The sequence below is a fragment of the Mycobacterium avium subsp. avium genome (genome assembly GCF_009741445.1).
Lineage (GTDB): Bacteria > Actinomycetota > Actinomycetes > Mycobacteriales > Mycobacteriaceae > Mycobacterium > Mycobacterium avium.
On the sequence record NZ_CP046507.1, the window covers coordinates 3,441,291 to 3,461,149 of the forward strand.

Below are 19,859 nucleotides of genomic sequence, written 5' to 3' on the forward strand. Positions count from 1 at the left end.
GGACGTCGTAGGCTCGTGGGTGATGAGCAACTCAACGCAACGGGATGCGGAGGATACGCGCGACGAGCCGTCGCGCGCCGCCGATACTGATCGCATACAGATTGCACAGTTGCTGGCATATGCGGCCGAGCAGGGCCGGCTGCAGCTCAACGACTATGAGGACCGCCTGACCAGGGCTTATGCGGCCAAAACGTACGAGGAACTCGATCAGCTGCGGGCCGATCTACCGGGCGCGCCGATCAGCCCGCGCCGCGGCGGCAAACCGAATCCGGCGCCCTCGACGCTGCTGCTGGCCTTGTTGAGCGGCTTCGAGCGGCGCGGCCGGTGGAACGTCCCGAAGAAGCTGACCACCTTCACCCTGTGGGGCAGCGGCGTGGTCGATCTGCGCTACGCCGACTTCACCTCGACCGAGGTCGACATCCACGCGATGTCCATCATGGGCGTGCAAAGCATTTTGCTGCCGCCGGAGGTCAACGTCGAGGTGCACGGCCGCGGCATGATGGGAAACTTCGACCGCGACGTCCCCGGCCAGGGCACTCCGGGCGCGCCGACGGTGCACATCCGTGGCTTCTCGCTGTGGGGCGGGGTGGGCATCAGGCGCAAGGCGCGCCGGCCACGGCCCTAGGAGCGCATCTTTTGGCAGCATCGAAAAGGACTGTCGCGCAGTCTTTTTGATGCTGCGCCGTCAGCGTGGTATGTAGTCGAAGGTGTCCGGATTGGGGCCGCGTCGCCCGGATTCCCCGCGATCCAGCGCCGAGATCGCCTCCATCGCGCGCTCGTCCAGCTCGAAGTCGAACAGTTCGAAGTTCGATTTCATCCGATCCGGGTTGACCGTCTTGGGAAAGACGACGTCGCCGCGCTGGATGTGCCAGCGCAGCACCACCTGCGCGGCGGTGCGGCCGAGACCGTCGGCGATGCGGTTGATGACCGCGTCGCCGAGCACGTCGCCCTGCGCGATGGGCGACCACGCCTCGATCGCGATGCCGTGCTCGCGGGCGTAGCCGCGGACCTTCTGGTTGGTGAAGTAGGGATGCACCTCGACCTGGTTGACGGCGGGCACGGTGTCGGTTTCGGCGGCGAGCCGCTCCAGGTGTGGGACTTGGAAATTCGACACACCGATGCTGCGGGCGCGGCCGTCGCGGGCGAACTCCTCCAAAACCCGCCAGGTGGAAACGAAGTCGCCGCCGTACAGCGTGGGCAGCGGCCAGTGGATCAGAAACAGGTCGACGTAGTCGGAGCCCAAGGCTTTCAGCGTGGCGTCGAATGCCCGGCGCGCGGCGTCAGGTTCGTGAAATCCGTTGTTGAGCTTGCTGGTGACGAAAACCTCGGATCGATCCAGCCCGGCGTCGCGAATACCCTGAGCGACTTCCCGTTCGTTGCCGTACATTTCGGCGGTGTCGATGTGGCGGTATCCGATATCCAGAGCCGCCCGCACCGCCGCGGCAGTCTCGTCGGGCTTGATCTGATACACGCCGAAGCCGAGCTGCGGGATGCGCGCACCGTCGTTGAGTTCGATCGTCGGAACCTTGCTCACCCGGTTTTCCTCCTTCTCAGTCAAACTCAGACGCGCGACCGGTGTCGCTATCGACGCCGCCGGGACCGCAGGTAGTCACCCACCACGGCCGCTCCCAATCCGTCGAGGTCGGGCACCACCACGCGCCCCTCGACGCGCCGGGCCACCTGGTCGATGAACCGAGCCAGGCCGGGGTCGCTGCCCAGCCGGAAGATGGTGATCTGCGCCCCCAGCCGTGCCATCTCGTCGAAGCCGCGCACGGTGTGCGCGATGGTCCGCGGGTGCGGGGGATAGTCGAAGAACACGGTCGTGCCCTCGCCCTCGAAGTCCTCCAGGTGCGCGGTCGGCTCACCGTCGGTGACCACCAGCACCACGGGCTGCGCGTTGGGGTGGCGACGCAGATGCCGGCCCGCCAGCGCCAGCGCGTGATGCAGATTGGTGCCCTGCTCGTACACACCCTCCAGCCCGGTCAGCTCGGCGGCGGTCACCGTCCGGGCGTAGCGGCCAAAAGCAATGATCTGCAAGGCATCCGAACGGAACCGGGTGCACACCAGATGGTTGAGCGCCAGCGCCGTCTGCTTCATCGGCAGCCAGCGGTTCTCCATCACCATCGAGAACGACGTGTCCACCAGCAGCGCGACCGCGGCCTGCGTGCGCGTCTCGGTTTCGGAGACCTCGACGTCGTCGACGGTGATCTTCAACCGCCCGTCCGGTCCGTCCAGAGTGGCCGTCCCGGCTTGGCGCAGCACGGCGTTGGTCAGGGTGCGGGAGATGTTCCACGGCTCGGTGTCACCGAACTGCCAGGGCCGGGTGGCGCCGGTGAGTTCGCCGGCCGCCCCCGCGCGCCGGTGGTCACGTTCACCGCGGCGGCCGGAAAGCTGTTGTGCCACATCGCGTAACGCCGTCTCACCCAGGCGGCGCATGGCCTTCGGCGACAGCCGCCACTGGCCGTCGGACCCGCGGTCCAAAAAGCCCTGATTGACCAGCGCCCGTTCCAGCTCGGCGAGCGTGCGGGCGTCGACGGCCGCCTCGTCGCCGAGTTGGCGTGCCAGCGCGTCCAGATCGACGTCATCCATGGTGGCGCCCGGATAGCTTTGCGAGAGCTGCTCGGCCAGTTGCTCCAGCTCGGCGATGTCGGCCAGCGCCTGGGTGCCCTCGCCCATGCCGAACGGGTTGTCGCCGGAGAACTGCTCGGACCCGCCCCAGTCCTCCCCGGGCCGCGCCGCCTGCAGATGCGCGTCGAGCCGGTTCAGCGCCTGCATCAGGTCGGGCGAGCCGAAAGCCTGCTGCGCCAAGGCATCCAGCTCGGCGCGCTGCTCGGCGCTGAGGCTGTTGCGGAACCGCTGCGCGGCGGCGGCGCGCTTGGCCAACGAATCCAGCAGCTCCTCGACATTGCGCGGGCTCTCCGGGAAGAACTCGCCGTGCTTGGCCATGAAGTCGTCGAAGTCCTGCTGGGAGTCTTGGCCTTTGGCGTGCTTGTCCAGCAGGTCGTTGAGGTCGTTCAGCATGTCGCTGACCCGCTGACGGTCCTCGTCGGTGGCGCCCTGCAGCGCCTGCTTCATGCCCGCGAAGCGTTGGTCGAGCATCTCGCGCCCGAGCAGATCCTTGATCTGGTCGTACTTTTCACGCGCCTCGCTGCTGCGCCAGTTGTATTCGGAAAGCTCCTGCACGGCCTTGGCCGGCGACGCCGGCAGCGCATCGAGCTGCAGTTCACCGAACCGGGCGTCATCGTCGAGCGCGCGGGCCAGCTCCTTGCGTTCGGCCAGCACGGCCTCGTCCAGCAGCTTCTTGATCTCCTGCAGGGTGCCGTCTAAATTGTTGCGGCGCAACAATTCCCGTCGCCGCCGGTTGGCCTCGGCGGCCAGCCGGTCGGCGCCGGGCATGTTCTTGGTGCCGCGCCGCAGCAGCTCGGAGAGGGCACGCCGCGGCGAGGTGCCGGCCATCACGTCCTGGCCGATCTGTTCGAGCGCCTCCCGCAGATCCACCGGGGGCGCCAGCGGATCGGGTCCGCCGGTGTACGCCGAGTATCGCGACGAGTGGCCCCTGTTAGCCATAGACGGTCTGGCCCTCCCCGGACACCTTGTCGATTCGCTTGGCCAAATACAGTGCCTCCAGCGCAAGTTCGAGCGCCGCGGCGCGTTCGCCCTCCGAGCGGGCGTGCAGCTTGTCGGCGATCTTGTCCACCACCGGCAGGCTGGGGATCGCCGCCAGCACATCCTTGGCCGACACCCGCTCACCCGTCGTCACCGCCGAGCCGCCCTCGACGGCGGCCACCAGCGACCCGACGTCGATGCCGCCCAGCACCCGCGACGCGGTGTCGGCGGTCGCGCGGCGCAGCAAGTGCTCGAGCACCGCCTGTTCGCGGCCTTCCTCGCCGGACTCGAATTCCAGCTTGCCGCGCAGCACGTCGATCACCGTGCCCAGGTCGACGACCCGGGCCACCGGATCCGTCTCGCCCAGCACGGCGCCGCGGTGCCGGGCCGCGGCCGCGACGGTTTCGGCGGCCGCGATCGCGAACCGCGCCGACACTCCGGACCGCTGGTCGACGGAGTTGGACTCGCGCAGGTAACGCGCGAACCGCGCGATGATCTGCATCAGGTAGTCGGGGACGTGGGCGGACAGGTGCGCTTCCTGCGCGATCACGCCGACTTCCGCGGACAACTCGAGCGGGTAGTGGGTGCGGATCTCGGCGCCGAAGCGGTCCTTGAGCGGGGTGATGATGCGGCCCCGGTTGGTGTAGTCCTCCGGGTTGGCGCTGGCCACCACCAGCACGTCCAGCGGCAGCCGCAGCGTGTAGCCGCGGACCTGGATGTCGCGTTCCTCCATCACGTTGAGCATCGACACCTGGATGCGCTCGGCGAGGTCGGGGAGCTCGTTGACGGCGACGATGCCGCGGTGTGCCCGCGGGATCAGCCCGTAGGCGATGGTCTCCGGGTCCCCGAGGCTGCGACCCTCGGCGACCTTGATCGGGTCGATGTCGCCGACCAGGTCGGCGACGCTGGTGTCCGGGGTGGCCAGTTTCTCGGTGTAGCGCTCGCTGCGGTGCTTCCACTCCACCGGCAGGTCGTCACCCAGCGTGGCGGCCTTGCGGATGGACTCCGGCGTGATCGGCGAATACGGGTGCTCGCCCAGTTCGGCCCCGGCGATCACGGGCGTCCACTCGTCGAGCAGGCCGACCAGCGCGCGCAGCAGCCGGGTCTTGCCCTGGCCGCGCTCACCGAGCAGCACGAAGTCGTGGCCGGCGATCAGCGCCCGCTCCAGCTGAGGCAGGACGGTGTCGTCGAATCCCAGGATGCCCGGCCAGATGGCCTCACCGTCGCCGCCTTCGGCGAGGCGGGCCAGCAGATTCTCGCGGATTTCCTGCTTGACTCCCCGTTCACGATGTCCGGCGGCACGCAATTCGCCGACGGTGCGGGGCAGGTTGCTCGGTGACGTCACCACTCCACGCTACGACGAGCGCCCAGACGCGTCATCCGAAGGGCGTTCACTGCGTGCCGACACGAAGGCCGGGCATCGTGGGGACGCCCGGCCTTCGCGGCGTACCTAACCGGTGGTGACGGTGGCCTCGGCGTCACCCGGCTTCCAGGTGATGGTGCCGTGCTCGAACGTCGACTTCTTCGCGCCGTCGGGGGTGTCCACCTCGTCGCTGGTCGGGTAACCCAACTGGCCCTGCGACCCGCCCAGCTGGTTCCACTTGTCGCGGATCTTGCCCCACACCACGTAAGCCTGCGTCTTGGAAACGATCACGCCGCCGTCGAATTGCTGGTAGACGCCGCCGTCCGGGTTCTTCTGCTCGTTGCCCGTCGGGGCGCCCAAGTCCTTGCGCGCCTTGTCGTCGAGGGCGTTGTACTTGGCCAGGATCGGCCCCTCGACGGTGTACGGGGTGCCGTTGGCGCCGTTGATCTGCGTCGAACTCGGGGCGCCGCTGGTGCCCGTGCTTTCCGACGGCGCCGCGCTCGCCGAGGTTCCCGAGGTCGCCGAGGAGGTCGCCGACGAACTCGCCGAGCTGGTTGTCTGCCCGGCGTTGTTCGACTTGCTGCACGCCCCACCGATCAGCGCGAAGGCCGCAAGCGCAACGGAGAAAGCAGCCGTTCGTTTCGTAATCTCGCGCATTTCAATTCCTCTCGAAAATGGACGGGACCAGCCGTCCGTGTATCGAAAAGGGAAGGTAGGTCGATCCGCGACCGCCCGAAAGGAAAGGAGGAAACTCGCAGGGGCCGTCGGGTCCTCCCCCGAACGCATCGTACTGAGAATCGACGCGTTTGTGACCCCCATCACCGGCAGCGCGGCCAATCGCTAGTGGGCGAAGTGACGCGCCCCGGTGAGATAGAGCGTGATGCCGGCGTTGGCGGCGGCCGCGGTCACCTCGTCGTCGCGCACCGACCCGCCGGGGTGCACGACGGCCTTCACCCCGGCGCCGGTGAGCGTCTCGAGCCCGTCGGGGAACGGGAAGAACGCATCCGAGGCCGCGACCGCGCCGCGCACCCGGTCCCCGCCTCGTTCGACGGCCAGCCGGGCGGCGTCGACCCGGTTCACCTGGCCCATGCCGACGCCGATGGTGGCGCCGCCGGCGGCGATCACGATGGCATTCGATTTGACGGCGCGGCAAACCCGCCACGCGAACGCCAGGTCCGCCAGCGTGGCCGGGTCGGCGGGTGCCCCGGTGGCCAGCGTCCAATTGGCCGGGTTGTCGCCGTGCGCGTCGAGTTCGTCGCGCTGCTGCACCAGCAGCCCGCCGCTGATCGGGCGCAGTTCGGTGCCGCCGGTCAGCGGCTCGGACGCCACCAGCACCCGGATGTTCTTCTTGCCGGTCAGGATGTCCAGGGCGGCGGGCTGATACGCGGGGGCGATGATCACCTCGGTGAAGATGGTGCTGACGTATTCGGCCATCTCGACGCTGACTTCGGTGTTGGCGGCGATGACGCCGCCGAACGCGCTCAGCGGATCGCATTCGTGGGCCTTGCGATGCGCGTCGGCGACCGATGTCGACGAGATCGCGATCCCACATGGGTTGGCGTGCTTGATGATTGCCACACACGTTTGTTCATGGTCGAAGGCCGCCCGCCAGGCCGCGTCCGCATCGGTGAAGTTGTTGTAGGACATCTCTTTTCCGTGCAGCTGCTCGGCTTGCGCCAGGCCCGGCCAGGCACCCGGGTCGCTGTACAGCGACGCCTGCTGGTGCGGGTTCTCGCCGTAGCGCAGCATCGCCGAGCGGCGCCAGCTGCGGCCCAGCCACTTCGGGAAGGTGGTCGGCGGATGTTCGGGGGCCAGCGTCGACTCCATCCACGTCGCCACCGCGATGTCGTAGTCGGCGGTGTGCTGAAACGCCAACGCCGCCAGCCTTTTACGCTCGGCGAGGGTGAATCCGCCGTGGCGCACCGCCGCGAGCACCCCGTCGTAGCCGAGTGGGTCGACGACCACCGCCACGCTGGGGTGGTTCTTGGCGGCGGCCCGCACCATCGACGGGCCGCCGATATCGATCTGTTCGACGCATTCGTCGATGCCGGCGCCGGAGTCGACGGTTTCGGTGAACGGATACAGGTTGACGACGACGAGCTCGAAGGCGGCGATGCCGAGTTGCTCGAGCGCCGCGGCGTGTTCGGGTTTGCGCAGATCCGCCAGCAGTCCAGCGTGCACGCGCGGGTGCAGTGTCTTGACCCGGCCGTCGAGCACTTCGGGGAAACCGGTCAGCTCCTCGACCCGGGTCACCGGAATGCCTTTCTCGGCAATGACCTTCGCGGTGGAACCGGTCGAGACGATCTCGACGCCCGCCTCGGTCAGTCCCTGGGCGAGCTCGACCAGACCGGTCTTGTCGTACACGCTGATCAAGGCGCGACGGATCGGCCTTTTGGCGTTTTCCCGCCAGTCGTCGGTGCTCATCGGTTGGTCGCCTTTCATCCGATCGTCGCTTTTCTCCCGACCAGGGTCAGGCCGCCGGTCGCGATCGCAGCCACCACATCCACCAGCAGCTCGCGTTCGGTGACTTTGATGCGTTCATGCAACGTCTGTTCGTCGTCGCCGTCGAGCACCGGAACGGATTGCTGAGCCAAAATCGGCCCGGTGTCCGTCCCGGCGTCCACCAGGTGCACCGTACAGCCTGTGACCTTCACGCCGTAGGCCAACGCTTCGGCCACGCCATGTGCGCCCGGGAAGGCCGGCAGCAGCGCCGGATGCGTGTTGATGACCCGCCCGTAGAAGCGTGAAAGAAATTGCGGCCCAAGGATTTTCATAAACCCTGCGGATACCACCAGGTCGGGCGAGTGGGCGGCGGTGGCCTCGGTGATCGCGGCGTCCCAGGCGGCGCGGTCGGGGTGGTCGCCGAGCCGGACGGTGAAGGAGGGCAGGGAGGCGGCCGCGGCGATCTGGGTGGCCAGGCAGTCGCGGTCGGCCCCGACCGCGACCACCCGGGCCGGATAGTCGCCCACGGCGGCGTCGATGAGCGAGCTGAGCAGCGATCCGGTACCCGAAGCCAGCACCACCACCCGCGCCGGCGCATTGGGGGGCACATGCAGCGGTTCGACCACATCGGCGAGCCTAGTCGGGCGACGATGCGTGCCGTCACGGCACACTGAGGAGCCCGACAATCCGACACCGTGGGCGACGATGCGTGCCGTCACGGCACGCTGAGGAGCCCGACAATCCGGCGCGCCGGGCCGGCGGGGCACATGGGAAGTGCCCGCCTCTGAGCGACAATCACCGAAGTCCGATCCCCCGACGTGTCGTTGTCGCTCAGAGGCGGGCAAAGTTCCTATTCCCCGGGCCGGCGCTCGCCCGCATCGCCCGCGTCACCGGACCCGCGCTCCCCCGGATCACCCGCGTCACCCTCACGCTCGCCCGCAACGCCCGGGGATTCGTCGACACCCCCCGCCGCAACCTCGTCGACACCCTCCGCCGCAACCTCGTCGAGGCCCGCAACGTCACCAACGGGCCCGACCGCCTCGCCGAAGACGGAATCGTGCTCCTCGGCCACCGGCGCCGCGGGCGCGGGGCGAGGCTTGAGCCGTCGGGTGGGGCGCCGGATCCCGCCGCTCATCACCACCGTGGCCCCGCCGACCACCGCGAACCAGAAGAAGACCCCGACCAGCAGCGCACCCTGGTCCACGCCGACGTGCCCGAAGTTGCCCAGCTGGCCGCTGCCGGCGTAGGCGAGCAGCGACATCACCATCGCCCCGGCCACCGAGGCGGCCAGCAGTTTGACCATCGCGGCAACGGGCGGCAGCGGGCGCCGCGCGCACTGCTGCCCGACCGCCACGCCCGACGACGCCCCGATGATGAGCAGCGCAACCCACACCGGTCCCAGCGGCGGCCGGGGCACGGCGGCGAGCACCGGCAGGGCCGGGATGTCCCCGCCGAACACGGTGAACGAACTGAACGTCGCGAAACCGATGTGCGCGCTGGACCCGACGGCCACCGCCGCGGTGCCCACAATGACGTTGGGGGCGTACAGCATTGACAACACGGTGAGGCTGAACTCGCCGAAGATCGAATCGGTGATCCCGTAGAGCTCCTGCATGGTCGCCCAATGCACCACCAGCGACCCGGCGGTCACGAAGCCGGACAGCCCGAGCAGCGCCAAGACGCCGGCGGTCGCGGCGCGCAACGAATCACCCAGCCAATAGGGCAGCGACGACGCCGCCAGCGCGCGCGGCCCCACCTGCGACCACACCCCGATCCCGGCGCCGATGGCATGCACCAGGAGCACGCTCAGAAATGCCCGCAGCGCGCTGGGCGTCTGCAACTCGGTGATCACCGACGACGCGTCGTGGATGACGGCCAGCGCGACCGCCGTCATCAACAACGGGCCACCCAGCGCCGAGGCAACCACCCAGCGAATGACCAACCACGACGAGTGCGGCGAGGTGGCCCGCGCGGTGTTGCGCGCCGTGGCCCACACCATCAGCAACACCGGCAGCAGCGGCAGCACACCCAGTTCGCGGCCGCCGATCGACACCGGCACCTGGTGCACGCCCAGCCACATGCTGGCGATGGCGCCCAACGCGCCGGTCATGTCGCTGTTGGCGATCAACAACTGGATCAGCGTGACCGCGGCGATGATGACCAGTGCCACCACCGCCGGGGCGAACGCGACCCTGACGAGGTCACGCGCCTGGCGAGCGCCCGCTGCCCGGTTGTCCTCCACCCGTGTCACTCTGGGGCACGTTCCCGACTAGGCGCGACAGGGCACGTTAGGCGGGCGTCGGCCCAGACGGTGAAGAAGGCTCCTGGCCGTAGGACTGCTGGCCACCGGCCTGCTCGGAGTAATTGGCGGTCGCCGAACCGGAGTCCGATCCCCCGCCGACGTTGGGCGGCGGGCTGAAGCTGGGGAAGCCGGTGGGCGGTGTGGACGGGCCCTGCTGCTGCGCGGACTGTTGCGGGCCGGACTGCGGCGACGGCTGGGCGCCGAAACCGCCGGTCGGAGCGCCGCCCTGGCCGTAACCGCCGTACTGCGACCCGTAGCCCTGCGGCGAATGCTGCTGACCGTGCTGCTGACCACCCGGCTGGCCCCCGGGCTGACCGCCCGGCTGACCGTAGTAGGGCTGTTGCCCGTACTGGCCGTATTGCCCGTACTGGCCGTACTGCGCGTAGGGGTCGTACTTGGGCCGCGGCGCCGGCGCCGTGATCACCCCGGCGTCCAGCAGGACCACGACCACCGCGGCGATCGCCTGCAGCACCACGCACGCCACCAGCGGCCACATCGCCCAGCCGATCGCGAAACCGGCGGGCAGGTTGATCGTCTCGGTGATGGCCAGCAGCGCGGCGAGCACCGCGACGACCGCGACCACGCCCACATAACTCTTGGCCTTGGGCAGCAGGCCCAGCCCGGCGAGCAGCGCGGCCAGCAGCGCCACCACGACGGCGGTGCCGGCGTCACCCGCGCGGCCGCCGATACCCGGGCCGAGGTCGGCGCCGATGGTGAAGGTGGGGCCGAAATTCAGCAGGTAGGCCGCGAAACCCAGGGCGACCACGGCGATGTTGAGGTAGAGCGGGAGTTTGCTCTTGCCGTCGTCGTCTTTGGCGAAAGATGGTGTGGCGCCTGCATAGGTGCCGCCAGACTGCGCCGGTGGATATCCGGGGCTGCCGGGAGAGTAGGTCATGGCTCCTCCTGTTGCTTCCACTGCCTTTTAGTGCCGAGCGGGCGCCACGGTTGCGATGCGACGCGGTGCTTGCAGGCGCGTCACTGCGCGAGCGACACGGTCGATCGCCCACGCTAGCGCACGTGCGACGGCCGGTGCCGTCGCCATTGGCTTGCCCGCGGGCTTCGGAGACGACCGCGCGGCGAGACGGTCCGTATCACGACAGCTTGCCCCGCAGAGGTAGAACACGTTCTAATTCACTGCATGGATTACGGGCTTGTGCTTTTCACCAGCGACCGTGGCATCTCTCCGGCTGCGGCCGCGAAGCTTGCCGACGACCACGGGTTTGCGACCTTCTACGTGCCGGAACACACGCATATCCCGATCAAGCGGGAGGCCGCGCATCCGACCACCGGCGACGCGTCGCTGCCCGACGACCGCTACATGCGCACCCTGGACCCGTGGGTCAGTCTGGGCGCGGCCTGTGCCGTCACGTCGCGGGTGCGGCTGTCCACCGCGGTGGCCCTGCCGGTCGAACACGACCCGATCACGCTGGCGAAAAGTATTGCCACCCTTGACCATCTGTCCGGCGGCCGGGTCAGCCTCGGCGTCGGGTTCGGCTGGAACACCGACGAACTCGCCGACCACGGCGTGCCGGCGGGCCGGCGCCGCACCATGCTGCGCGAATACCTGGAAGCGATGCGGGCGCTGTGGACCGACGAGGAAGCCAGCTACGACGGCGAGTTCGTCAAGTTCGGGCCCAGCTGGGCCTGGCCCAAGCCGGTGCAGCCGCACATCCCGGTGCTGGTGGGCGCGGCCGGCAACGAGAAGAACTTCAAATGGATCGCGCGCAGCGCCGACGGCTGGATCACCACGCCGCGCGATTTCGACATCGACGAACCGGTCAAGCTGCTGCAGGACACCTGGGCGGCCGCCGGCCGCGACGGCGCCCCGCAGATCGTGGCGCTCGACTTCAAGCCGGACGCCGAGAAGCTGGCCCGATGGGCCGAGCTCGGGGTGACCGAGGTGCTGTTCGGCCTGCCGGACAAGTCCGAGGACGAGGTCGCCGCCTACGTCGAGCGGCTGGCCGGCAAGCTCGCCGCCCTGGTGTGACAATGACCCAGGCCACGGACGTGACGCCCAGGCCAGGCACGCGCCGCGGAATCAGGCCAGCGTGGCCCGGTTGTCCTTCTCGGTCGCCCGGACCACGATCGACGCGCCGAGCGGCTCGCCGTCGCTGAGCAGGGCGACCAGCTCGGGATCCTCGCTCAAGGCCAAAAAGCGGCTGCCGTCGTCGTCGAGGCGGCCGATCATGATGCCGGTGCGCACCGGCCAGTCGTAGCGCACGGTGTAGGTCTCGATGGTCGCGCGACCGTCCGCCCTTACGGTCACCGGAACCGTGGGACGGGCGGCGACCTCGGCGCGCAGCGCGGCGCTGTTGTCGGGTTTCCAGTTCACCGGCGTGGTCGAGTACACCCCGACGGAGTACTTGCTCATGATCCCGCCGTTGGCGGCGACCAAGCCGAACTGGCCTGGCCGGTCCCGCATTTCGCTGACCGTCTCGGCGATGCCGTGCAGCGAGTAGTTGTTGCCCGGTCCGCCGAAGTACGGCAGGCCGCCGGTGAGCGTCAGGCCGCGCGGATCGTCGGTGGCCAGGCCCGTGCCGTCGCAGAAGTTGAACACCGGCACCGGGAAGCAGCTGTACAGATCGAACGTCGAGACGTCGTCGATGCCGATGCCCGCCCCGGCCAGCGCCTCCTGGACCGCCAGCACCGACGCCGAGTTGTAGGTCAGGTCGAAGCGGTCCAGCAGCGGCTGGTCCACCATGTCCGCGTGTCCGTGCAGGAACACCCAGCGCTCCTCGGGCACGCGGAGCCGCCGCGCGGCGGCCACCGACATCAACAGCGCGGCCGCGCCCTGGTTGACCTGGTCGCGGGCCACCAGCAGCCGGGGGTAGGGATCGCAGATCATCCGGTTGGACGGGGTCACCGTGATGAGCTCGTCGACGCTGCGTTCCACCGGGGCGGACGCGAACGGGTTTTTGGCCGCCACCTTGGTGAACGGGGCGAACAGCTCGCCCATCCGGCGCCGGTAGTCGGCCACGCTCAAGCCCAGCCGGGCGCGGCGCGCGTTCTCCAGCAGCCCGTACTGGGCCGGCGCGCCGATCAGGCCGTGGGCGACGGTGTAGTCGTCGAACAGGCCTTCGTAGCCGAAACCCCGGTCCTCGAGGGAACCCTCGACCGTCTCCGAGTGGTCCGGCTTCTCCCGGTCGGCGAAATACCGGATGCTGGAAGTGTTTTCGGAGCCGAAGATCATCACGACCTCGGCGTCCCCCGCGGCGATGACACCGGCGAACTCGGTGACCAGATGCTGGGGGCCCTGGCCGCCGATGGGTTCGAGGACGGCGCGGGCCGGGGCGGCGCCGATGCGCCGCGCGACCGACCGCGGGTAGTTGTTGGACTTACCCATGGGCGCAGGCGTGCGCCCGGACAGCTCGAATTGCCGGATCGCGGCGACGGTGTCGACGGCCGCGGCGACGGCGGTGGCGTCGGCCCCGCAGTCGTGCAGCGCCGCCCGCGCCGCTTCCGTCGCCAGCTCCACCGACGACATGCCGCGGTACCCGGAGTCCTCGATGCGCTCGGTGAACTGCCCCACCCCGACGATGACGGGGGTGTTCGGGTCGAGATTCATAGACCCACTATCTACCGCGGGCCGGGCCCCGGCAAAATCCGGGGCCCCAACCGCGGGCCGCTACAGGCTCTGCAGGATCTCTCGGGCCAGCGCGGCCGTCTCCGACGGCGTCTTGCCGACCTTGACGCCGGCGGCCTCCAGGGCCTCCTTCTTGGCGGCCGCGGTGCCCGACGAGCCGGACACGATGGCGCCGGCGTGACCCATCGTCTTGCCTTCCGGCGCAGTGAATCCCGCGACATAGCCGACGACCGGCTTGGACACATTGGCCTTGATGTAGTCGGCCGCGCGCTCCTCGGCGTCGCCGCCGATCTCGCCGATCATCACGATGATCTTGGTGTCGGGGTCCTTCTCGAACGCCTCGATGGCGTCGATGTGGGTGGTGCCGATGATCGGGTCACCGCCGATGCCGATCGAGGTGGAGAACCCGAAATCGCGCAGCTCGTACATCATCTGGTAGGTCAGGGTGCCGGACTTGGACACCAGCCCGACCGGCCCGGGACCGCTGATGTTGGCCGGGGTGATGCCGGCCAGCGCCTCGCCGGGCGTGATGATGCCCGGGCAGTTGGGTCCGATGATGCGGGCCTTCTGACCCTTGTCCACGTTGTAGGCCCACGCATATGCGCTGTCCTGCACCGGAATTCCCTCGGTGATGACGACCAGCAGCGGGATCTCGGCGTCGATGGCTTCGATGATCGCGTCCTTGGCGAACTTCGGCGGCACGAACACCACCGACACGTTGGCGCCGGTCTCCTTCATCGCCTCGGACACCGTGCCGAACACCGGCAGCTCGACGTCCTTGCCGACCGGGTCCACGTGCGAAACCGTGGTCCCGGCCTTGCGGGCGTTCACCCCGCCCACCACCTGGGTGCCGGCCTTGAGCATCAGCGCGGTGTGCTTGGTGCCCTCGCCGCCGGTGATGCCCTGGACGATGACCTTGGAGTCCTTGTTCAAAAAGATCGACATGGCTTGGCTCCCTTACTTGTTCGCCAGCTCGGCGGCTTTGTCGGCGCCGGAGTCCATGGTCTCGGCCTGGATCACCAGCGGGTGGTTGGCTTCGGCGAGGATGCGGCGACCCTGGTCGACGTTGTTGCCGTCGAGCCGAACCACCAGCGGCTTGTTCGCCTCGTCACCGAGCATGTTCAGGGCGGTCACGATGCCGTTGGCGACGGCGTCGCACGAGGTGATGCCGCCGAACACGTTCACGAACACGCTCTTGACCTGCTTGTCGTGCAGGATGACGTCCAGGCCCGCGGCCATCACCTCCGCCGACGCGCCGCCGCCGATGTCGAGGAAGTTGGCCGGCTTGACCCCGCCGTGCTTCTCGCCCGCGTAGGCGACGACGTCCAGGGTGGACATCACCAGGCCCGCGCCGTTCCCGATGATGCCGACCTGGCCGTCCAGCTTCACGTAGTTGAGGTCGTGTTCCTTGGCCTTGAGCTCCAGCGGGTCGGTGGCGTCGCGGTCCTCGAACGCGGCATGGCCGGGCTGCCGAAAGTCGGCGTTGGCGTCCAGGGTGACCTTGCCGTCCAGCGCCAGGATCTGGTCGTCGGGGGTGCGCACCAGAGGGTTGACCTCGACCAGGGTGGCGTCCTCGGCGACGAAGAGCTCCCACAGCTTGTTGATGGTGACCGCGGCCGCGTCGAGCACCTCGGCGGGCAGGTGGCCCTTCTCGGCGATGGACCGCGCGGTCGCCAGGTCCACGCCGGTGACGGCATCCACCGGAACCTTGGCCAGCCGCTCGGGCTTGGTGGCGGCCACCTCTTCGATCTCCATGCCGCCCTCGACGGAGCACATGGCCAGGTAGGTGCGGTTGGCCCGGTCCAACAGGAAGGAGATGTAGTACTCCTCGGCGATGTCGCTGGCCTCGGACACCAGCAGCTTCTTGACGACGTGGCCCTTGATGTCCAGGCCGAGGATGTTCTTGGCGTGGGTGTAGGCGTCCTCGGGCGTGGCGGCATATTTCACGCCGCCCGCCTTGCCGCGTCCACCGGTCTTGACCTGCGCCTTGACCATGACGGGAAGGCCGATCTCGGCGGCGATGTCCCGAGCACCCTCGGCGGTGTCGGTCACCCGTCCCGGCGTGGTCGGTACGTTGTGCTTGGCGAACAATTCTTTTGCTTGATACTCGAAAAGGTCCATGGACTCTCTGTCTTCGCTCGACTCAACTACTAGGCCTCTTGGTGGGCGGTGCCGCATTCGGCAACTCGCACGGACGAACTGTATCCACCCGCCAAAACGCTGCTACCGCCGCGTCCGCCGATGTGGCACAGCTCACGGGACCCGGATAGACCGGCTAGGTGATCCAAATCACAATTCCGTCGGGTTTGTGCGACGAGGTTGCCAGTCCCGCGCGTCAGCAGATACCTTCCTAGGGTCCAGATAACGTTATGGTCACGATACGAGGACATTTCAGGTTGTCCCAGCACCGTTTTGCCCGCTCTTCTGCCGTAACAACAGGCGTCGTGAGGGTAGGTCGCGCGGCAGGCGCCCGGTCGGCGGAACCCCATCGAACCGAAGTCACCGAGATTCTCCCGCTGGACGGATTCGACTTCGACGACCTTGATTTCTGTGACGACGCCGGCGATCACGGCGACCTGGACTTCAGCACCGACTCCCCCTTCGCCAATGAGGCGCAGGTCTTGCTGGCGCCCGAGCTCGACGATCTGAACGAGACCGACGACCTGCGGCCGCTGTGGCTGGCCGCTCCGGTCACCGAGGTGCTGCCCCGGACCACCGTCGCGACCCGCACCGAGCGGCGGCCGGAGCGCCCGCGCGGCGCCGACGTGGTGGGGGTGGCCCGCCGCGGCGGGCAGCATCGCAAGCAACCGACCAGCGCGGCCCGCGGCCGGCTGCTGATCTCGGCAATGGCCGCGGGCGCGGCCGCGGCCGCCGCCCACACCGCCACCAGCCACGCCGACACCCCGAAGACCGACGCGGTGCTGACCGCCAACGCGTCCTCGCTCACCGGCGGGGCGGGCGGCAGCAACACCGTCCGCGGCCCGCAGGTGATCGCGGCGGAGCCGGCGGCCACCGCCGCCCTGCACAACCAGGAGCTGGCCAAGGGCGTCGCCTTCGCCAACGACCGCGCGCAGCGCGAGGCACGCCTGCAGCAACCGCTCTACGTGATGCCGACCAAGGGCATCTTCACCTCCAACTTCGGCTACCGCTGGGGGGTGCTGCACGCCGGCATCGACCTGGCCAACTCGATCGGCACCCCGATCTACGCGGTGTCCGACGGCGTCGTAATCGAGGCCGGGCCGGCGGGCGGGTACGGGATGCTGGTCAAGCTGCGGCACGCCGACGGCACCGTCACGCTCTACGGCCACATCAACACCGCGCTGGTCAGCGTCGGCGAGCGGGTGATGGCCGGCGACCAGATCGCCACCATGGGCAACCGGGGCAACTCCACCGGCCCGCACCTGCACTTCGAGGTGCTGCAGGGCGGCACCGAGCGCATCGACCCGGTGCCGTGGCTGGCTAAGCGTGGCCTTATGGTCGGCAACTACGCTGGTTGAGGTGACCGCGCCGAACGATCCACCTTCCGGTCCGCGTCCCTCCGAGCCCGCTGCGGAGCCGTCACCGCCCTCCGACACACGGACCCGGATCATCCGCCGCGCGCCGACCGGGCCGATTCCCGTCACGCCGGATTCACCGACCACTCACTTCGCCCCGCAACCGCCGTCGTATCGCGGCGGCCCCCGCGCGGGACGAACCGGCTACTCCGGGCTGCCGGCACTCGAGCCCAGCGACCGGACGGCCGTCGCCGCCTGCGCGGTCGCCATCATCAGCGGCTGGGCCACCTCGGTGGTGGCCACCGACCTGATCGCCGGGTGGTGGCGGTCAGACCGGCTGTTCTGCATCGCGGTCGGGTTCCTCGCCCTGGTATTCGCCGCCACCACGGTGTCGGGGGTGATCGGGCTGCTGCAGCGCCGCTCGGTCAGCCGGTACCTGCTGCTGGCCGGCGCGCTGGTCGCTTTTCTCACCTATATCGGCGTGTTCATCGCCGGCGCCCGGGTGGCTTGGGTGGTGCACCTGCTGCCGGTATTGCCCATCGCCACGGTGGTGCTGGTGCTGTTGCCGCAGACCAAACGCTGGCTGGACGCCTGAGCGTCGCCGAACGTGCACTCGCGGCGGAGATTTCGCGGGCGATTTTCTCGCACTGAATGCACGCTCGGCGCGGTTAGAGCTTGCTGATCGGGGCGTGGTTGTGCATCAGCTTCACCCGCCCGGAGCTGCCGAAGTCGATCAGTGACATCGCCGACTCGCCGGCGCCGGACACCTCCTCGACCCGGCCCAGCCCGTACTTGTCGTGCGTCACCCGGTCGCCCGGCGCCAGCACCAGCAGCGGCCGTTTGCTCATTCCGGCGCGGGTCGGGGCCGCCCGCGGGGTGCCGAACCGGCCGGCGCCGCTGACCGGTGCGCTGAACGACGGCGCCGGCGCGGTGCGCCGCCACTCGATCAGTTCTTGCGGAATCTCCCGCAGGAAGCGAGATTCCGGGTTGAGCATGGGCTGGCCCCACGACGAGCGGACGATGGCCCGGCTCAGGTAGAGCCGCTGCCGGGCCCGGGTGATGCCCACGTAGGCCAGCCGCCGCTCCTCGGAGAGTTCGACCGGATCGTCCAGCGACCGCATGTGCGGGAACATCCCGTCCTCCCAGCCGGTGACGAACACCACCGGGAACTCCAGGCCCTTCGCGGTGTGCAGGGTCATCAGCGTGACCATCCCGGCGCCGTCCTCGGGGATCTCGTCGCTGTCGGAGACCAGCGAGACCCGTTCCAAGAACTCGGCCAGCACACCGGTGTCGGGCACGTCTTCGTCGTCCGCGGCGTCCAGCGACTCGTCCAGCGCGGCGGCGTTCGCCCGGTCGGTGCTGAATTCGTGTGCGACGCTGACGAGTTCGTTGAGGTTGTCCAGACGCGCCAGCTCTTGGGGATCGGTGGACGATTCCAGCTCCCGGCGGTAGCCGGTGCGTTCGAGCACCGACTCGACCAGGTCGCCGAGATCGTCGTCCAGCCGGCCGCGCAGGTCGTCCAGCAACTCGACGAAACCCGCGATCGCCTTCTCCGCGCGCGAATTCAGCATCGGCACTTTGCCTTCGGCCGCGGCCACCAGCGCGTCGGCGAAACTGGCGCCGGTGTTCTCGGCGTACACCGCCACGCAGGCCTCGGCCCGATCACCGATCCCCCGGCGCGGGGTGTTGAGGATGCGCCGCATGCTCACCGCGTCGCCGGGGTTGTCCAGCACCCGCAGGTAGGCAATGATGTCGCGGATCTCCTTGCGCTCGTAAAAGCGCACTCCCCCAACGACTTTGTAGGGGATCCCGGCGCGGATGAACACCTCCTCGAAGGACCGCGACGAGTTGTTGGTGCGGTAGAAGACGGCGACGTCGTTGTAGGTGATCTCGCCCTTCTGTGCGAGCGCGTCGATCTCCTCGGCGACGAAGCGGGCCTCGTCGTGCTCGTTGTCGGCGACGTAGCCGACGATCAGCTCGCCGGCGCCGGCGTCGGTCCACAGCCGCTTGTCGCGGCGACCGGAGTTACGCGCGATCACCGAGTTGGCCGCCGACAGGATGTTCTGTGTCGAGCGGTAATTCTGTTCCAGCAGAATGGTTGTCGCGTCCGGGTAGTCGCGTTCGAAGTCCTCGATGTTGCGGATGGTGGCGCCGCGGAAGGCATAGATCGACTGGTCGGCGTCGCCGACAACGCACAGCTCGCCGGGGGGAACGCCGTCCTCGGTGTCGGTGCCCACCAACTCGCGCACCAGCACGTACTGCGCGTGGTTGGTGTCCTGGTACTCGTCGACGAGCACGTGCCGGAACCGCCGCCGGTAGTGCTGGGCGATCTGCGGGAAGGCGCGCAGCACCGCCACCGTCTCGCCGATCAGGTCGTCGAAGTCCAACGCGTTGGCCGCCCTCAGCCGGCGCTGGTATTCGCCGTAGACGCTTGCCACGGTGCGGGACAACTCGTCGGAATCGTCGGTGAGGTTGGCGACCGCCGCGGCGGGGTCGATCAGCTCGTTCTTCAGGTTGGAGATCGCGTTGGCCAACAGCCGCGGCGAGTAGCGCTTGATGTCCAGGCCCATGTCGCGGCCGATCATCTGCAGCAGCCGCCGCGAGTCGTCGGCGTCGTAGATCGAGAAGTTGGAATTGAGGCCTTCGATCAGCGACGCCTGGTTGCGCAGGATGCGCACGCAGGTCGAATGAAAGGTGGACACCCACATGGCGCGGGCCCGGTTGCCCACCAGCCGCACCACCCGTTCGCGCATCTCGGCGGCGGCCTTGTTGGTGAAGGTGATGGCCAGCACCTGGCCCACCCCGACCCCCCGGGCCGCGATCAGGTAGGCGACGCGGCGGGTCAGCACCGCCGTCTTCCCCGAACCCGCCCCGGCGACGATCAGCAGCGGCGAACCCTCGTGCACCACGGCCTGGCGCTGTTGCGGATTGAGCCCCTCGAGCAATTGCTCGGCTTCGGAGACCGGCTTGGCATCTGTTACGTGCACACTCATGTCAGTCCAAACTTACCGCCGCCCACCGACGCACAGCGCCCAGTCGTCCAACCAGGTTAGTGTCCCGGCCGCCCGC

The 19,859-nt window shown here is 68.8% G+C and carries 16 protein-coding genes; 4 read left to right on the forward strand and 12 right to left on the reverse strand.

The genetic code is table 11. The features are described from left to right. The first annotated feature begins 22 nt into the window (after positions 1–22). Positions 23–625: a DUF1707 SHOCT-like domain-containing protein gene (locus tag MAA44156_RS15880; RefSeq protein ID WP_009975231.1), complete on the forward strand. Its 603-nt coding sequence runs from the start codon at positions 23–25 to the stop codon at positions 623–625. Between the two features lie 60 nt (positions 626–685). On the opposite strand, the gene MAA44156_RS15885 is transcribed toward MAA44156_RS15880, so the two are convergent. From MAA44156_RS15885 to MAA44156_RS15920, 8 genes are all read right to left on the reverse strand, one after another. Beyond that, on the reverse strand, positions 686–1,534 hold the full coding sequence (locus MAA44156_RS15885; RefSeq protein ID WP_009975230.1) for an aldo/keto reductase: 849 nt from the start codon (positions 1,532–1,534) through the stop codon (positions 686–688). Between the two features lie 47 nt (positions 1,535–1,581). Next, on the reverse strand, positions 1,582–3,567 hold the full coding sequence (locus MAA44156_RS15890) for a vWA domain-containing protein (RefSeq protein ID WP_009975229.1): 1,986 nt from the start codon (positions 3,565–3,567) through the stop codon (positions 1,582–1,584). Beyond that, a complete protein-coding gene (locus tag MAA44156_RS15895; RefSeq protein WP_003872822.1) occupies positions 3,560–4,954 on the reverse strand; it encodes a sigma 54-interacting transcriptional regulator in 1,395 nt (464 codons plus the stop codon). Before MAA44156_RS15895 ends, MAA44156_RS15890 begins: the two co-directional genes overlap by 8 nt. Before the next feature lie 102 nt (positions 4,955–5,056). Further along, positions 5,057–5,626 (reverse strand): LGFP repeat-containing protein, encoded by a 570-nt coding sequence (locus MAA44156_RS23460; protein ID WP_003872823.1) that lies wholly within the window; start codon positions 5,624–5,626, stop codon positions 5,057–5,059. Between the two features lie 183 nt (positions 5,627–5,809). Next, on the reverse strand, positions 5,810–7,393 hold the full coding sequence (gene purH / locus MAA44156_RS15905) for a bifunctional phosphoribosylaminoimidazolecarboxamide formyltransferase/IMP cyclohydrolase (protein ID WP_009975227.1): 1,584 nt from the start codon (positions 7,391–7,393) through the stop codon (positions 5,810–5,812). A gap of 14 nt (positions 7,394–7,407) precedes the next feature. After that, a complete protein-coding gene (purN, locus tag MAA44156_RS15910; RefSeq protein WP_009975225.1) occupies positions 7,408–8,037 on the reverse strand; it encodes a phosphoribosylglycinamide formyltransferase in 630 nt (209 codons plus the stop codon). A gap of 224 nt (positions 8,038–8,261) precedes the next feature. After that, positions 8,262–9,653 carry a cell division protein PerM gene (locus MAA44156_RS15915; RefSeq protein ID WP_023885726.1) on the reverse strand — a complete coding sequence of 464 codons (1,392 nt, stop codon included), beginning with the start codon at positions 9,651–9,653 and terminating at the stop codon, positions 8,262–8,264. A 46-nt stretch (positions 9,654–9,699) separates the two neighbouring features. After that, positions 9,700–10,608, reverse strand: a complete 909-nt coding sequence (locus tag MAA44156_RS15920) for a DUF5336 domain-containing protein (RefSeq protein WP_009975222.1) — start codon at positions 10,606–10,608, stop codon at positions 9,700–9,702. Between the two features lie 243 nt (positions 10,609–10,851). Between MAA44156_RS15920 and MAA44156_RS15925 the strand changes: the two genes are divergently transcribed. Next, on the forward strand, positions 10,852–11,700 hold the full coding sequence (locus MAA44156_RS15925) for an LLM class F420-dependent oxidoreductase (RefSeq protein WP_003872829.1): 849 nt from the start codon (positions 10,852–10,854) through the stop codon (positions 11,698–11,700). A gap of 51 nt (positions 11,701–11,751) precedes the next feature. Here the strand turns inward: MAA44156_RS15925 and MAA44156_RS15930 are convergent, their stop codons facing one another. Genes MAA44156_RS15930 through sucC form a run of 3 tightly spaced genes read right to left on the reverse strand, consistent with a single transcriptional unit; the run spans position 11,752 to position 15,417 of the window. Next, positions 11,752–13,278 (reverse strand): acetyl-CoA acetyltransferase, encoded by a 1,527-nt coding sequence (locus tag MAA44156_RS15930; RefSeq protein ID WP_009975221.1) that lies wholly within the window; start codon positions 13,276–13,278, stop codon positions 11,752–11,754. A 60-nt stretch (positions 13,279–13,338) separates the two neighbouring features. Continuing rightward, positions 13,339–14,241: a succinate--CoA ligase subunit alpha gene (gene sucD, locus MAA44156_RS15935; RefSeq protein ID WP_009975220.1), complete on the reverse strand. Its 903-nt coding sequence runs from the start codon at positions 14,239–14,241 to the stop codon at positions 13,339–13,341. A gap of 12 nt (positions 14,242–14,253) precedes the next feature. Then, a complete protein-coding gene (gene sucC / locus MAA44156_RS15940) occupies positions 14,254–15,417 on the reverse strand; it encodes an ADP-forming succinate--CoA ligase subunit beta (protein WP_009975218.1) in 1,164 nt (387 codons plus the stop codon). Positions 15,418–15,740: 323 nt separating this feature from the next. Here sucC and MAA44156_RS15945 point away from each other — a divergent pair, with 323 nt between their 5' ends. Both MAA44156_RS15945 and MAA44156_RS23465 read left to right on the forward strand, forming a co-directional pair. After that, positions 15,741–16,793 carry a M23 family metallopeptidase gene (locus tag MAA44156_RS15945; RefSeq protein ID WP_009975215.1) on the forward strand — a complete coding sequence of 351 codons (1,053 nt, stop codon included), beginning with the start codon at positions 15,741–15,743 and terminating at the stop codon, positions 16,791–16,793. A 1-nt stretch (position 16,794) separates the two neighbouring features. After that, positions 16,795–17,385, forward strand: a complete 591-nt coding sequence (locus tag MAA44156_RS23465) for a hypothetical protein (RefSeq protein WP_009975214.1) — start codon at positions 16,795–16,797, stop codon at positions 17,383–17,385. 73 nt (positions 17,386–17,458) lie between these two features. On the opposite strand, the gene pcrA is transcribed toward MAA44156_RS23465, so the two are convergent. Then, on the reverse strand, positions 17,459–19,783 hold the full coding sequence (pcrA, locus tag MAA44156_RS15955; protein ID WP_023884556.1) for a DNA helicase PcrA: 2,325 nt from the start codon (positions 19,781–19,783) through the stop codon (positions 17,459–17,461). Between the last annotated feature and the right edge of the window lie 76 nt (positions 19,784–19,859).